At 34.1% G+C, this 14,637-nt stretch carries 14 protein-coding genes; 9 read left to right on the top strand and 5 right to left on the bottom strand.

What is annotated here, in order from left to right; translation table 11 throughout:
* Positions 1-98 precede the first annotated feature (98 nt).
* The 6 genes from AABD74_RS09070 (at position 99) to AABD74_RS09045 (ending at position 6,283) form a co-directional block, all read left to right on the top strand.
* The gene (locus AABD74_RS09070; protein WP_406845305.1) at positions 99-1,808 is read left to right on the top strand and encodes a tetratricopeptide repeat protein; all 1,710 of its coding nucleotides are present in this window, start codon (positions 99-101) and stop codon (positions 1,806-1,808) included.
* 4 nt (positions 1,809-1,812) lie between these two features.
* Complete coding sequence (secG, locus tag AABD74_RS09065) at positions 1,813-2,151, top strand: preprotein translocase subunit SecG (RefSeq protein ID WP_232681682.1); 339 nt, start codon at positions 1,813-1,815, stop codon at positions 2,149-2,151.
* Between the two features lie 140 nt (positions 2,152-2,291).
* A complete protein-coding gene (gene groES, locus AABD74_RS09060; protein ID WP_012023920.1) occupies positions 2,292-2,567 on the top strand; it encodes a co-chaperone GroES in 276 nt (91 codons plus the stop codon).
* 83 nt (positions 2,568-2,650) lie between these two features.
* A complete protein-coding gene (locus AABD74_RS09055) occupies positions 2,651-3,007 on the top strand; it encodes a four helix bundle protein (RefSeq protein WP_232681681.1) in 357 nt (118 codons plus the stop codon).
* A gap of 137 nt (positions 3,008-3,144) precedes the next feature.
* Positions 3,145-4,776: a chaperonin GroEL gene (gene groL / locus AABD74_RS09050; RefSeq protein ID WP_232681680.1), complete on the top strand. Its 1,632-nt coding sequence runs from the start codon at positions 3,145-3,147 to the stop codon at positions 4,774-4,776.
* A gap of 304 nt (positions 4,777-5,080) precedes the next feature.
* The gene (locus AABD74_RS09045; RefSeq protein ID WP_406845304.1) at positions 5,081-6,283 is read left to right on the top strand and encodes an ectonucleotide pyrophosphatase/phosphodiesterase; all 1,203 of its coding nucleotides are present in this window, start codon (positions 5,081-5,083) and stop codon (positions 6,281-6,283) included.
* 409 nt (positions 6,284-6,692) lie between these two features.
* On the opposite strand, the gene AABD74_RS09040 is transcribed toward AABD74_RS09045, so the two are convergent.
* From AABD74_RS09040 to AABD74_RS09020, 5 genes are all read right to left on the bottom strand, one after another.
* Positions 6,693-7,532 carry an oxidoreductase gene (locus AABD74_RS09040; protein ID WP_406845303.1) on the bottom strand — a complete coding sequence of 280 codons (840 nt, stop codon included), beginning with the start codon at positions 7,530-7,532 and terminating at the stop codon, positions 6,693-6,695.
* A gap of 91 nt (positions 7,533-7,623) precedes the next feature.
* Positions 7,624-8,532 carry an AraC family transcriptional regulator gene (locus tag AABD74_RS09035; protein WP_232681676.1) on the bottom strand — a complete coding sequence of 303 codons (909 nt, stop codon included), beginning with the start codon at positions 8,530-8,532 and terminating at the stop codon, positions 7,624-7,626.
* A 651-nt stretch (positions 8,533-9,183) separates the two neighbouring features.
* The gene (locus AABD74_RS09030; RefSeq protein ID WP_406845302.1) at positions 9,184-10,713 is read right to left on the bottom strand and encodes a SulP family inorganic anion transporter; all 1,530 of its coding nucleotides are present in this window, start codon (positions 10,711-10,713) and stop codon (positions 9,184-9,186) included.
* 238 nt (positions 10,714-10,951) lie between these two features.
* Complete coding sequence (locus AABD74_RS09025) at positions 10,952-11,164, bottom strand: hypothetical protein (protein ID WP_232681674.1); 213 nt, start codon at positions 11,162-11,164, stop codon at positions 10,952-10,954.
* 30 nt (positions 11,165-11,194) lie between these two features.
* Complete coding sequence (locus tag AABD74_RS09020) at positions 11,195-12,184, bottom strand: hypothetical protein (RefSeq protein ID WP_406845301.1); 990 nt, start codon at positions 12,182-12,184, stop codon at positions 11,195-11,197.
* Between the two features lie 421 nt (positions 12,185-12,605).
* On the opposite strand from AABD74_RS09020, the gene AABD74_RS09015 reads away from it, so the two are divergent.
* From AABD74_RS09015 to AABD74_RS09005, 3 genes are all read left to right on the top strand, one after another.
* Complete coding sequence (locus AABD74_RS09015; protein WP_232681672.1) at positions 12,606-13,367, top strand: sensor histidine kinase; 762 nt, start codon at positions 12,606-12,608, stop codon at positions 13,365-13,367.
* The gene (locus AABD74_RS09010; RefSeq protein ID WP_232681671.1) at positions 13,340-14,050 is read left to right on the top strand and encodes a LytTR family DNA-binding domain-containing protein; all 711 of its coding nucleotides are present in this window, start codon (positions 13,340-13,342) and stop codon (positions 14,048-14,050) included. The genes AABD74_RS09015 and AABD74_RS09010 overlap by 28 nt, the downstream gene beginning before the upstream one ends.
* 179 nt (positions 14,051-14,229) lie before the next feature.
* Positions 14,230-14,637: a hypothetical protein gene (locus AABD74_RS09005; RefSeq protein ID WP_406845300.1), complete on the top strand. Its 408-nt coding sequence runs from the start codon at positions 14,230-14,232 to the stop codon at positions 14,635-14,637.

The raw sequence follows: 14,637 nt of genomic DNA, 5'->3' as shown, positions 1-14,637 counted from the left end.
TATTTGTTGAATCGGTTAATCGTTTAATCGATTTTGAAATGCAATTAAACAAATAAACGGTTAAACGAATAAACAAAAAAACGATTAAACAATTAATAATGAACGTTACTGATTATACATACTTAATGAACAAACCTGATGCTATTACAGAAAATCAGGCAGAAGCATTAGGAAGTGTTTTGAATGAATTCCCATATTTTCAAAGTGCCAGAGCGCTTCGATTAAAAGGACTTTACAATCAAAACAGCTTTAAGTATAATTATGCTTTAAAAGTAACGGCGGCACATACAGCAGATCGTTCGGTTTTGTTTGATTTTATAACTTCTGAAACTTTTACTTCTATTCAGAATGATTTTTACGATCAAAAACTAAAAGAACTTTTAGAGATTAAAGTATTTGACAGCGAAATTGTTTCATTTGAACCTGTTATAAAAATTCCAGAAATTCGAATTGATCCAATCGAACAATCTATTTTAAAATCGATCAAAGAAGCTACAACTGTTGTTTTTGAAGAGCCGTCTAAAATTGAACAAAAAGCAGCTGAACTATTTATTGAAGAATCGCTATTAGCCAAAATAGAAGAAATTGAATCCAAAACTTTTGAAGGACCTGTAAAAATTCAGGAACAAACAATTGAATATACCGCAGAGCCATCAATTGTAATTCCTACGGAAGAAGAAATACTAAGCACTTTTAAAGAAGTAACAGGTGAAGAAGCAATTGAAAATTTAGTTAATGAGCAGACAATTGCAATTATTAATGAAGAAGAAATATTAAACTCTTTTAAAGAAGTAACTGAAGCTGAAGAAAAAATAATTGAACCAGCATTTATAATAGAGGAGCCAATCTCAGCTTTTGAAGAAGAAAAAACAGAAAGTCCTCTTAATGTCACAGCAGAAATTGAAGATATAACAGTTGAAGCAATTGTTAATGAATCTGTTCTTACCCCAAGCGAAGAAGAAATACTAAATACATTTAGAGAAGTAACAGAAACAGAAGAAAAAATAATTGAAACTGAAACAGTCGAAACTATCCTGACTCCCAGCGAAGAAGAAATACTAAATACTTTTAAGGAAGTGGCAGAAGTTGAAGAAAAAACAACCGATCTTATTATCGAAAAACCTGTTACAAGAATAACTTTCTTTGATGAAATAGTAGAAGATGATGAAATTCCGGAAGTACATGCTGATCCAATTGAAGAATCTATTATAGTTTCTATTAAAGAAGCATCGACAGTTTCTTTTGAAGAACCAGTAATTACTGAAGAACCAAAAGCTGAAGCAGAACCATTAGAAATTGAAGTTCCAAAAATTGAAGTTTCTGAATCTGTAAAAGAAGCGCAGGAAAATTTAGAAATAGGAAAACCGATAGATTTTGTACGTGAAAAACATTCTTTTCAGGAATGGCTGCAATTGTCCAGAGCAGAACCTATTGACAGAACTGCAGAAGCTCCAAAAGATATAGAAAACGATGAAAAAAAAACAATTGAAACGACTGAAATAGTTTCTGTTGAGGAAGAAAAGAAGAAAAAAGCCGAAATAATTGACCGTTTTATTGAAGCAAATCCAAAAATTTCTCCTATAAAACCAACAATGGCTACTCCCCCTATTCAATTTAATATTAATGAAGAAGAGAATTCATACCTAATGACAGAGACTTTAGCCCGAGTATATTTGGAACAAAAAAAATATACAAAGGCCATACAGGCATATGAAATATTAATTTTGAAATATCCAGAAAAAATTAGTTTCTTTGCAGACCGCATTTCGGATATAAAGATTTTACAACAAAATAACAATAACATTTAATACAATGAGCACATTTTCAATTTTCTTAGTTTTAATCACAATAGTTTGCTTTCTATTGATCGTAGTAATTATGGTACAAAACCCTAAAGGAGGAGGATTATCTTCTACTATCAGCGGAACTCAAATGTTAGGCGGTGTACAAAAAACAACTGACTTTTTAGATAAAAGTACTTGGACACTAGCTACTATTTTGATTGCTTTGATCCTGCTTTCAAGCTTAAGCTTTACTGGAGCTTTAGGCGATACTGGATCTAAAATTATTGAAAAATCAGAAGCACCTGCATCTACACCAGCTGCGCCAGCTCAACAAACTCCTGCTCCGGCAGCACCTGCGGCAAAATAATAATTTTGATATAAATTAAAATGCCAGCCTGTCAAAGCTGGCATTTTTTTTAGGAAATAATGTCAGTTTACAGAGCATGGCACAATTTCTGAAAGTTTATTGAACATTAAAAAACGTATAACTTAATATAATATAAAATCATGGCTTTAAACATTAAACCGCTTTCAGACCGCGTACTTATTGAACCTGTTGCAGCTGAGACTAAAACTGCTTCAGGTATTTTTATTCCAGATACTGCCAAAGAAAAACCACAAAAAGGTACTGTAGTAGCAGTTGGAAACGGATCTAAAGATCATACTATGACTGTAAAAGTTGGTGATACAGTTTTGTACGGTAAATATGCCGGAACAGAATTAAAATTAGAAGGAACTGATTATTTGATCATGCGTGAGGATGACATCTTAGCGATAATCTAAATTTGCTGTAAGCTTTAAGCCGTAAGCTATAGGCTCCAACAAAAGCTTAAAGCCTATTGACTAAAGCATAAAGCCAAAAAAGAATGAGAGATTTTAAGAAGTATGATATTTGGCAGCTAAGCCATTCTTTTACCTTAGAGATTTATAAAATAACTTCTATTTTTCCAAAAGAAGAACTTTATGGATTAACAAGTCAGATAAGAAGAGCTTCTTCATCAATTCCAACTAACATTAGTGAAGGTTGTGGAAGAAACAGCGACAAAGAATTCAATCAATTTCTCAACATAGCTTTGGGTTCTGCCAGTGAAACAGAATATCTATTGATTTTAGCTAAAGACCTACAGTATTTCAACAATGAGATTGCTGAAAGCCAAATAGAAAAAATCAACAGTATAAAAAGCAAAATTTACAAATTAAAACAAGTACTAGTTAAGCAATAGGCCGTAAGCCGTAAGCTTTAAGCTCCAACAAAAAGCTTAAAGCGTATTGCCTAAAGCTTAAAACAATTAAAAAAATATTAACCCCGCAGTAGAAAGGCTTAAAGCCTAAAGCCTACTGCCTAAAGCAAAAATAAAAAATGGCAAAAGATATAAAATTTGATATTGAAGCACGTGACGGATTAAAACGTGGTGTTGATGCATTAGCAAATGCTGTAAAAGTAACGCTTGGACCAAAAGGTCGTAATGTAATTATTGGAAAATCATTTGGTGGACCAACGGTTACTAAAGATGGTGTTTCGGTTGCAAAAGAAATCGAATTAAAAGACCCATTAGAAAATATGGGCGCTCAAATGGTTAAAGAAGTTGCTTCTAAAACCAATGATTTAGCGGGTGACGGAACTACAACTGCTACAGTTTTAGCTCAGGCAATCGTAAAAGAAGGTCTTAAAAACGTTGCTGCCGGTGCAAATCCAATGGATTTGAAACGCGGAATCGATAAAGCAGTTGAAGCTATCGTTGCTGACTTAGCAAAACAAGCTAAAGTTGTTGGAAGTGATTCTGACAAAATCAAACAAATTGCTTCTATCTCTGCAAATAACGACGAAGTTATTGGTGAATTGATTGCTGCGGCTTTCGCTAAAGTTGGAAAAGAAGGAGTTATTACTGTTGAAGAAGCTAAAGGAACTGATACTTTTGTTGACGTTGTTGAAGGAATGCAGTTTGACAGAGGATATCTTTCTCCATACTTTGTAACAAACCCAGAGAAAATGGAAGTTGAATTAGACTCTCCATACATTTTATTATACGACAAAAAAGTATCTTCTTTAAAAGAATTATTACCGGTTTTAGAGCCAGTAGCACAATCCGGAAAACCATTATTGATTATTGCTGAAGATGTTGACGGAGAAGCTCTTTCAACTCTTGTAGTAAACAAATTAAGAGGCGCTCTTAAAATTGCTGCTGTAAAAGCTCCTGGTTTTGGAGACAGAAGAAAAGCAATGTTAGAAGATATCGCAATCTTAACTGGTGGAACTGTAATTTCTGAAGAAAGAGGATATACTCTTGAAAATACAACTATCGAAATGTTAGGAAACGCAAAAAGAGTTTCTATCGATAAAGACAATACAACTATCGTAAGCGGTGCTGGTGAAGCAGATATCATCAAAAACAGAGTAAACCAAATTAAAGGTCAGATGGAAACTACAACATCTGATTATGATAAAGAAAAATTGCAGGAGCGTTTGGCTAAATTAGCCGGTGGTGTTGCTGTTCTTTATGTTGGTGCAGCTTCTGAAGTTGAAATGAAAGAGAAAAAAGACAGAGTTGATGATGCATTACACGCAACTCGTGCTGCTGTTGAAGAAGGAATTGTTGCTGGCGGCGGCGTTGCTTTATTAAGAGCAAAAGCTGTTTTAGCTAAACTTAACGCTGATAATGCTGACGAAGCAACTGGAATCCAGATTGTTTCTCGTGCAGTTGAATCTCCATTAAGAACAATTGTAGAAAATGCTGGTCTTGAAGGTTCTGTAGTTGTAGCAAAAGTAGGTGAAGGTTCAGGTGATTTTGGATACAACGCTAAAACTGACGAATATGTAGATATGCTTAAAGCTGGAATTATCGATCCTAAAAAAGTAACTCGTGTGGCTCTTGAAAATGCTGCATCTGTTTCTGGAATGATCTTAACTACAGAATGTGCATTAATTGATATTAAAGAAGAAAGTGCCGGAGGCGGAATGCCAATGGGCGGCGGTATGCCAGGAATGATGTAATCGTTCTTTTCTTAAAACTTAAACGCCAGATATTCATCTGGCGTTTTTTTTTGCCACAGATTTCACTGATTAAAAGGATTTTCTTTTGCCACGAATTATTTATGTAAAAAAAGTTTGCCACAGATTAAAAAGATTCTCACGGATTATAATCTTTTTTAATCCTTTTAATCTGTGGCTAAAAAAAATAATTCGTGGAAATTCGTGTAATTCGTGGCAAACTTTTTTTATTTTATGATTGTTTAACATTCTGTTTTTGCTGATAAAAGCGGTTATTGATAACTTTACAACTCAATAATTCTGAATAATGAAAAAGTATTTAACTGCTCTCCTGTCTTTAATCTTTCTTTCACTTTCTTTTATTTTACAAGCCCAATCTAATAAAGACACTTATGTAGTTTTAGTTTCTATGGATGGATTTCGCTGGGATTATCAAAAACAATTTAATCTTCAAAATTTAAAGCAGATTGCAAAAGAAGGCGTTCATGCAAAATCAATGAAACCTTCTTATCCAAGTAAAACTTTTCCCAATCATTATTCTATTGTGACGGGACTTTATCCAGATCATCACGGAATCATCAATAATGTTTTTTATGACGCATCACTAAATGAAATATTTTCATTGTCATCCAAAGCAAAAAATGATTCACGTTTTTATGGCGGAAATCCTATTTGGAATGTGGCTGAGCAGCAAGGTGTAAAAGCGGCATCATTCTTCTGGCCAGGTTCTGATATTGACAAAAGAAATCCTAGTTATTTTAAAAATTACGATAATAAAATTCCGTATGGAGCAAGAATCGATACCGTTTTAAAATGGTTACAGCTTCCAGAGAAACAACGTCCGCATTTAGTGACTTTATATTTTGATGAACCAGATCATACGGGACATAATTTTGGTCCGCTTTCTCCTGAAAACAAAAAAATGGTCATTAAAATGGATTCTATTATGGGTGAATTGTCTAAAAAATTAGATCAATTAGCCATCGGAAAACAAATCAATTTAATTATTGTTTCAGATCACGGAATGGCTGATATCAGCAATGATAAAAAAGTTGCTGTTCTGGATTATTTAAAACCGGAATGGCTGGGTTACAAAGACGTAATTAATCCAATTATGAGTCTTCAGGCAAAACCAGGTTTTCAGGATTCAATCGCAAAAACTTTAAAAAAAGTACCGCATATCAAATTTTGGAAATCAACAGAAGTTCCGAAGAGGTTACATTATGGAACAAATCCGCGTGTTCATGATTTCGTTATTGAAGCAGATAAAGGATGGAGTTTAGTTGGTAAAGAAAGTACTCACATAAATGGCGGTACACATGGATATGACAATGACGAGAAAGATATGCATGCCATTTTTTATGCAAAAGGACCAGCTTTTAAAGTAGACAAAATAGTTCCAACATTTCAAAACGTTTCAGTTTATCCGCTAATTGCCCATATTTTAGGATTGCAGATTGATCAGGTTGATGGGAAGTTGAGTGATGTAAAATCGATGTTGGTCAATTAGATAATGTGTCAATTTGAAAATTAGATAATTTTTGAATTGATTTATACGTCCCAATTTTCTGTAGAGACGCACAGCTGTGCGTCTAACGCAACGTAACCCCAATATTTGATATACGAGACGTAGACGCACAGCTGTGCGTCTCTACAGAAAATTGGAATCTATTTATTTTTTCAATCATTAAAAAATGAATTGCCTCCAGTTTTAACTGGAGGTTTATTTTATGAAATACATAAAAGGCTTTAGCCGAACTTTTAAAGTTTTGGCTAAAGCCTTTTGCTTTGCTTTATTTATCCCTCCAGATAAATCTGGAGGCAATTGAAATTAGAAATCATTACAACAATCTAACCTCAGAATTAACTAATTCAAAAATTATCTAATTTTCAAATTGGCACATTCTCTCATTGTCAAATTAGAATCCAGTTGATACTGAAACTTCTTTCCATTCTTCCAATTCACCCTGAACACTTGCTATTTTTTGATTTGCCATATTGTATGCATCCTCTCCTAAAAACAAATGTAACGGTGGATTTTGATCTTGACTTGCTTTAATTAAAGCTTCTGCTAATTTTACAGGATCTCCAGGCTGATTTCCGTTGATATCATCTTTGTGAGCACTTTCAGATTCTCTTACGTTTTTGTATTCTGCAATTGGATTTTCTGGCAGTAATAACGAACTGTCTTTTAAGAAATCCGTTCTAAAATACCCCGGATAAACGATAGTCGCGTGAACCCCAAAAGGTTTAATTTCTGCAGATAAAGATTCCGTTAAACCAGCAACTGCAAATTTTGTAGAGCAGTAAATTCCCCAGCCCGGAAATTCTCCATAATAACCTCCAACAGAAGAAATATTAAAAATGTGTCCAGATCTCGCAGCACGCATATACGGCATTGTATTTCTGATCACATTCAGTAATCCGAAAACATTTACTTCGTAATTTTTTCTTGATTCTGCATCCGTCAATTCTTCTAATGTTCCTAATAAACCATAACCTGCATTGTTTACTAAAACATCAATTGTTTTAAAATGGCTGACCGCTAATTCAATTGCATTTTTTACACTTTTCTCATTAACTAAATCCATTTCCAGTGGAAGAAAATTTTCAGATGGATTTCCTAATACTTTTACTAAAGCTTCTTCGCTTCTTGATGTTGCGGCTACTTTATAACCTTCTGCCAATAGTTTTTTAGCTAATTCTAATCCAATGCCTTTTGAGGCACCTGTTATAAACCAAACTTTGTTATTTCCCATGATTTTAAATTTTTACGTTTTAATTACAGGACAAAGTTACTGGTGAAGTGCTTCTGAAAAATTAAAGTAATCAAGCAAGAAGTTACGAAAATCAAACAATTTCGGTTAAACGATAGTTTTTGGGCGAAACCTGAACATTTTTTTTGAAGAAATTGATAAAATGAGACAATTCTTCGAAGCCTAAACACCATGCAATTTCATTAATATTCCAATTGGTTTGTTTGAGCAAAATCATCGCTTCCTGAACAATTCTTTCAGAAATAATCTGCGAAGTTGTTTTTCCTGTGGTTTCTTTTAATGCTTTATTCAAATGATTCACATGTACATTTAATTGGTTTGCATATTCTGAAGGCGAGCGAAAATTAACTTGCTGCGTAATCGATTCAATCGGAAACTGACGTTCTAGTAATTCCAGAAACAAGGAAGAAATTCTTATTGTGGCGTTTGATTTACTATATAATGAAGTAGTTACCGTTTGGGTTTTGAGTGCAAGATGAATAATTTCGAAAACCAGATTTCGGAGTACATCATATTTAAATGCGTAATCAGAATTAATTTCATCAAACATTCTTAAATAAACCGTTTTTAAAGATTCGGCCAATTCCATAGAAATCGGAACAATCGGATTTCCGCCCGGTTGAAACAATGGATATTCTTTTAAATTACCATATTGACTAAAAAAAGCATCGGTAAAAATGCAGAAAAATCCTGTTTGGTTTTCATCAACCTGCTCCCAATTATACGGAATCTGCGGATTGGCAAAAAACAAAGCCTGATCTTCAATTACCGAGATTTTATCAGCATAATGCACCTTGTTTTTCCCGATGATCAAACTGATTTTATAAAAGTCTTTCCGAGTGTATGGAAATGGTTTACAGATGCTTCCAACAAAATCATCCAATTTAAAAACATTAAAATGTCCGATTTCTTTTTTAAGATTCTCGGGCATTCCGTTTACTTTTATCGTGTAAAAATCTTCTAAGGTTTCTGTTAATTTCATTTTACAAAGTTACGAAAATCAAACAAAATTAGATAATTTGATAATTAGAGAATTGAGGTAATGATTTAACGCAATGCATATCTGTAGAGACGCACAACAGTGCGTCTAGGTCTCGTATGTCAAATATTGTGGTTACGTTGCGTGAGACGCACTGCTGTGCGCCTCTACAGAAAATTGGAATGGATAAATTGCTATAATTACAAAAAAATCAACACAACGCATATCCGTAGAGACGCACAACAGTGCGTCTACGTCTCGTATGTCAAATATTGTGGTTACGTTGCGTGAGACGCACTGCTGTGCGCCTCTACAGAAAATTGGGATGATAAATTGCTATAATTAGAAAAAAATCAACACAACGCATATCCGTAGAGACGCACAGCAGTGCGTCTACGTCTCGTATATCAAATATTGTGATTACGTTGCGTGAGACGCACTGCTGTGCGCCTCTACAGAAAATTGGGATGATAAATTGCTATAATTAGAAAAAAATCAACACAACGCATATCCGTAGAGACGCACAGCAGTGCGTCTACATCACGTATATCAAATATTGTGGTTACGTTGCGTGAGACGCAATGCTGTGCGCCTCTACAGAAAATTGGGACGAATAAATTAATTCAACAATCAATAATTAACAATTCACCATTATTAAGACACTACTTTGTACGTAGGATCTTCAATTACATTGACATTAATAACGGCGTCGGCATTTTTAAGTAATTGTCTGCAGTCCGGGCTTAAATGCTGTAATTCTATGGTTTTATTTTCCTGATTGTATTTTTTGGTCAGATTGTTTAATGCTTCAATTGCCGACATGTCAGAAACACGGCTTTCTTTAAAATCAATAATTACATGATTTGGGTCATTCTGCACATCAAACTTTTCTAAAAAAGCAGTTATGGAACCGAAGAATAACGGACCATAAATTTCATAATGTTTTACTCCATTTTCATCAAAAAAATGTCTGGCACGGATTCTTTTGGCACTTTCCCAGGCAAAAACTAAGGCCGAAATGATCACGCCAATTAAAACCGCCAAAGCCAGATTATGCAATACAATTGTAATTAAGGCAACCAGAATTCCGACGAAAATATCATGTTTTGGCATTTTGTTGATAATCCTGAAACTTGCCCATTCAAAAGTAGTAATCGCTACCATCATCATAACGCCGACTAAAGCCGCCATTGGTAATTTTCCAATTACAGGCGCACCAAAAAGTATAATAATTAAAATTGTCAAAGCGGCAATAATGCCTGAAAGTCTTGCTCTTGAACCTGCGCCCAGATTTACTAAAGTCTGCGCAATCATTGGGCAGCCTCCCATTCCGTAGAAAAAACCATTTAAAATATTTGAGCTTCCCTGTGCAATACATTCTCGATTGCTGTTGCCTCTGGTTCCGGTAATTTCGTCGACTAAATTCAGCGTAAGCAAACCTTCGGTCAAACCAACCGCCGCAACAATTACAGAATAGGGAAAGATTATTTTTAAAGTTTCAAAAGAAATTGGAATATTCGGAATATGAAATGGAGGAAATCCGCCTTGAACCGATGCAATATCTTCGACCGTTTTGGTTTCGATATTAAACACAATTACCAAAGCAAAAACAATCATTATAGCAACCAACGATGCCGGAACTGTTTTTGTTATTTTTGGAAAAACCAAAACAATAGCAACCGTAAGCGCAACCAAACCCAGCATAATATATAAAGGTGTTCCCTGAAGCCAGGAAACCTGACCGTTTACAATGGTTTTAAACTGCTCTAACTGCGACATAAAAATCACGACTGCCAAACCGTTTACGAAACCAAACATTACGGGCTGCGGTACTAACCGAATAAATTTTCCGAGTTTGAAAAGCCCGATACAAATTTGTACGACACCGCCAAGTGCGACGGCTGCAAACACGTATTCTATTCCGTGCGATTTCATTAAGGCAATCAAAACGATTACCGTTGCTCCTGCTCCACCAGAAATCATTCCGGGTCTTCCGCCAAAAACTGCGGTAACTAATCCGGCAATAAAAGCGGCATATAATCCAACCAAAGGCGGAAATCCGGCCAAAATAGCAAAAGACAAAGATTCCGGAATCATCGTCATGGCGACAGTAAATCCGGCTAAAATTTCATTTTTATAATTGACCTTTTGGGTAAAATCAAAGAGTTGGAAAGCTTTTTTCATAAGGCACAAATGTAGAAAATAATGCCCAAAAACAGAATTAACTGTCTCATGTTGAAAAAGTATTAACAATAAACCAAACAGTTATTCTAACAAAACTGTTTTAAAAGAAAAACGAAAACCGAAAGTATGAAACTTATCATCTTATTTGTTTAATTTTTAGAAATAAATTATTACACAAAACTATTTATAAACTGATATATTCAGCTGCGTATTTCTACCTGTTTTATTTAATAAAATGTTAATCTAAACGGATACAGGTGTAACCAAGACAGTTTACATAATCTATTATATTATCACACTGAAGTTCAACTCCTTCAACGCGTAATATTTTGTCACAGTCTTCGAGATCAAAATTGATTTTATAATCCGGGAACTGAGCCTGGATAACGGCAATGATATAATTTTTATCTGATTCTTTACAGACGTTTGTTTTAAAAATTTCAACAACCATAACTTTTTATTTAACTTTTAAACTGCTGAATTAATTTCGTTGAAAAAGATTATAAGAGATTCCAATTTTAAAATATCCCTGCGGGTCTTCCTTCTGATCGTACACATATCGATTGGTACGTTCTCCTTTTTCGGTAATACGGGTACTTAAAACATTATTGATACCACCTTTTACAAATCCAATTATTTTGGGTGTAAAACAGTATTCGTAGGTAATTCCGGATTTTAACTCTAACTGATTGAGTTCATAAATGCCTTTTAAATTTGAGGTATTTAAATTTAAGTAAAAACTTTCAGTATTCAGTTCAGTTCCCAGCGAAATTCTTCCATTTTCTAATAATTCCCTTCTAAACAAAAGGCGCTGCGGCAAAATAAAATCCATATCCCATTTAGAATTTTTAAATTTATGATTCAGTGTAAAAAGCGGTGTTACCGGCACAATTGACGACGGATCCAGCAAAACCAGGGCTCCGGCCGTAATTGTTGTATTCTGCGCTCGCTTAAGCACAATAGCAGCCGAAACAAAACCTTTTATACGCTGAAAATCATCTTTATTTCCATCAACAATTGCTGTTGCGTTATATATAACAGGCTTTTTAAAAAGCGACGACATATAAGTGGCACTCAAAGCACCAGCCCAATAATGAAATTCCTGACGCTCTTTCGTATAAGTTTCAGTGCTATTATAGTTATAAATATTGCCAAATTCATAACTTTCAAATTTATAACGAAGCGAAGTCGTCAATACAAACCTTTTAGATTTTGAAGCATAAAAAGGCATATTAAAGGCCGCTTTAAATCGATTATGGCTTTCAATTCGGCCTCTTTCAAAATTATTCCCCATTAAATCCGAATCATAATTTGACGGTCCTAACTGCTCATACTGCACATCAAAAGTTCTTGTCGTTGGAAATTTATCTACCAGTGCTTTACCAAGGGTTTTCATGCCCGGTTCTTTTTCCTGCGCTGCAGCCTGCAAAGATGTAAATACAATTAAAACTGAAATGATTCGTGATTTCATAAACTTTGGATTATATAAACTTTTGTTTTGGATAATAATTGAAATTCGGGTTCAAAAGTAATGGAGCAATTCCTATTATAACAGGATATTTATACCAGTGGCGTATCATTTATACGAATGGCGTTTGTATAATTTATCGGCCGCAAATAGTTATAAACTATAATATTAGACTAATTTTGCCGTTATGACGATTCTTAAAATTTATCAGAACTTTTTCCTTAGAAACCTCATCGTACACAGCTTTATATTTGTGGTAATTTTTGCCTGTGTATATGACGAAGTACGATTAGACGGCCACGATTTGTATTATATGCTCAGTAAAATATCTGTTGGATATTTTCCCTGCATTATATGGATTACCATTTTTAACCTGTGTATCATTAAGTGTTTTCTATTTAAAAAAAAGATAAAAACTTTCTTTATGCTTTTTGCCATTTACTGGACAGCTTTTTATTTTTTTATGAATTGGTTTTTTCCTCTGGTAGGTTTAGGAAACTTTAAAACCCTCCAGATATTATCGCTGATTATAAACGGAATGTTTTTTTATTTTATCCATGTAGTTATTACTAAAAAAATTATGGATACTGATAAGGATATTATGAATTTCAAGTCTGAACTTTCATTTTTAAAACAACAGCTGAACCCTCATTTTTTATTGAATGCCATGAATAATCTTTACGGAGAAGCGCTAACAGAACCAGATAAAGTTCCGGACAGAATCCTAAATCTTTCAGATATGCTGCGTTACCAAATCGAAGCCACTAAAAAAGATTATGTTTTAGTTGAAGAAGAAATTGCTTTCGTTAAAAAATACATTGAATATTATTCTTTTAGGAATGATCGTTTAAACATTACGCAGAATTTTGAAGGTGCTTTTGACGAAATCGAGATTCCGCCTTTGTTCTTTTTGCCTTTAGTAGAAAATGCAGTTAAATTTTCTGCCGAAACTTCAATGCCTTTTATTTCATTAGATTTAAAAGTAAAATCACGAAATTTGACTTTTACCATAAAAAACAATTATCTCGAATCCGGATCACGGCTTTCGGGTACAAGAATTGGAATTGAAAATTTAAAAAGACGTTTGGAAGTTCATGGTTTAAAGCATGATTTAAGCTGTGAAAAAGAGAAAAATATGTTTGTTGTAAAATTAAGTATATGGCACTTACCTACCGTTGTCTTATAATCGACGATGAATCGCCGGCGCATAAGGCGCTTGCCTCACATATTTCAAAGTTTGACGAACTGGAACATTCCGGCAGTGCTTTTAGCGGTATGGAAGCATTAAAACTGCTTAATGCCAACCAATATGATATTATTTTTCTAGACATTAATATGCCTGTAATTTCTGGTGTCGAATTAATGGAACTCCAGCCCAACCGACCGCTCACGATTGTTACCACTGCTTATTCTGATTTTGCGCTTTCGGCTTACCAAAACGATGCTATCGATTATTTACTAAAACCTATTTCGCCTGAAAAATTCACCAAAGCGATTGAAAAAGCTAAAACTTATTTTTCTGGTAACAGCCTGAAAAAAGAAAATAACACCAGAACAAAAGTACTCACTTACCGCTTAAACGGACAGACAATCGATATGCCGCTCTGTGATATTATTTATATCGAAAGCCTTGGCAACTACATGAAACTTTACTCCGCAAAACTTAATTTGCCGCATATTGTTTATGGTTCGCTCTCAAGCATCGCTTCAGAAATTGACAGCTCAAATTTTGTGCAGGTGCATCGCTCTTATATTGTAAACGTAAACAAAATCTCCTCAGTTACGTTTAAAAACCTCACTATGTCTAATGGCGAAATTATTCCCGTTGGAAGGAAATACCAGATTTTACTAGATAGTTTTCTGAAATAGTTTTATTGAACAAAGCTTACAAGAACCTCAAATTAAATTAGTTGAAACTTATTTTTGTAATAAAATACCGTGTAAATACGTACCAGATGTTTTTGAAAATGTGGTAATTTAGCTTAAACAAAAACAGAAAGATTATTCCTCGTAAATCGAAAATTAAGTTCCATTAAAAAGTATTAACTATGAAATCTGAAATTTACCAAGTAGAAAATAATGACAATCCAATCTTTATTACAGTTACAGTATCAACACCTGGAATTGCTGAAACTGAAGTAACCAAATATTTAACTGATGGAAGTTATATTATCATTGCAAATTCTCCAAATGCTACTGGTATTATCCCCAGAACATTATTAGGTACAGCTAAGGACTTAGTTGGAAAATCTATCGAAATTGATACTGACATTTATTTGGACCATATTCCAAAAGATGACTGGCCTGCCTGTTACAAAAATTTACAAATTAAATATTATCTGGAAGGAGGAAAAAAAGAACAGCAGCAGCCTTTTCTCTGTCTTCCGGCAGACAAACATAAAAGTGCATCTGGAAAAACGATTGGAGCTGAGAAATTTATTGACATAACTCTTTAA

This window comes from Flavobacterium soyae, assembly GCF_045348165.1.
Lineage (GTDB): Bacteria > Bacteroidota > Bacteroidia > Flavobacteriales > Flavobacteriaceae > Flavobacterium > Flavobacterium soyae.
The sequence above is the reverse complement of the archived record's forward strand: the minus strand, read 5'-3'. Positions and strand labels throughout refer to the sequence as shown.

Excerpts from the sequence above, each read along its gene's own strand:
- AABD74_RS09020 (WP_406845301.1), bottom strand. The coding sequence starts at position 12,184 with ATGAAATCACGAATCATTTCAGTTTTAATTGTATTTACATCTTTGCAG.
- AABD74_RS09040 (WP_406845303.1), bottom strand. The coding sequence starts at position 7,532 with ATGGGAAATAACAAAGTTTGGTTTATAACAGGTGCCTCAAAAGGCATT.
- AABD74_RS09025 (WP_232681674.1), bottom strand. The coding sequence starts at position 11,164 with ATGGTTGTTGAAATTTTTAAAACAAACGTCTGTAAAGAATCAGATAAA.
- AABD74_RS09005 (WP_406845300.1), top strand. The coding sequence starts at position 14,230 with ATGAAATCTGAAATTTACCAAGTAGAAAATAATGACAATCCAATCTTT.
- AABD74_RS09010 (WP_232681671.1), top strand. The coding sequence starts at position 13,340 with ATGGCACTTACCTACCGTTGTCTTATAATCGACGATGAATCGCCGGCG.
- AABD74_RS09045 (WP_406845304.1), top strand. The coding sequence starts at position 5,081 with ATGAAAAAGTATTTAACTGCTCTCCTGTCTTTAATCTTTCTTTCACTT.
- AABD74_RS09015 (WP_232681672.1), top strand. The coding sequence starts at position 12,606 with ATGCTTTTTGCCATTTACTGGACAGCTTTTTATTTTTTTATGAATTGG.
- AABD74_RS09035 (WP_232681676.1), bottom strand. The coding sequence starts at position 8,532 with ATGAAATTAACAGAAACCTTAGAAGATTTTTACACGATAAAAGTAAAC.
- secG (WP_232681682.1), top strand. The coding sequence starts at position 1,813 with ATGAGCACATTTTCAATTTTCTTAGTTTTAATCACAATAGTTTGCTTT.
- AABD74_RS09070 (WP_406845305.1), top strand. The coding sequence starts at position 99 with ATGAACGTTACTGATTATACATACTTAATGAACAAACCTGATGCTATT.
- groES (WP_012023920.1), top strand. The coding sequence starts at position 2,292 with ATGGCTTTAAACATTAAACCGCTTTCAGACCGCGTACTTATTGAACCT.
- AABD74_RS09030 (WP_406845302.1), bottom strand. The coding sequence starts at position 10,713 with ATGAAAAAAGCTTTCCAACTCTTTGATTTTACCCAAAAGGTCAATTAT.
- AABD74_RS09055 (WP_232681681.1), top strand. The coding sequence starts at position 2,651 with ATGAGAGATTTTAAGAAGTATGATATTTGGCAGCTAAGCCATTCTTTT.
- groL (WP_232681680.1), top strand. The coding sequence starts at position 3,145 with ATGGCAAAAGATATAAAATTTGATATTGAAGCACGTGACGGATTAAAA.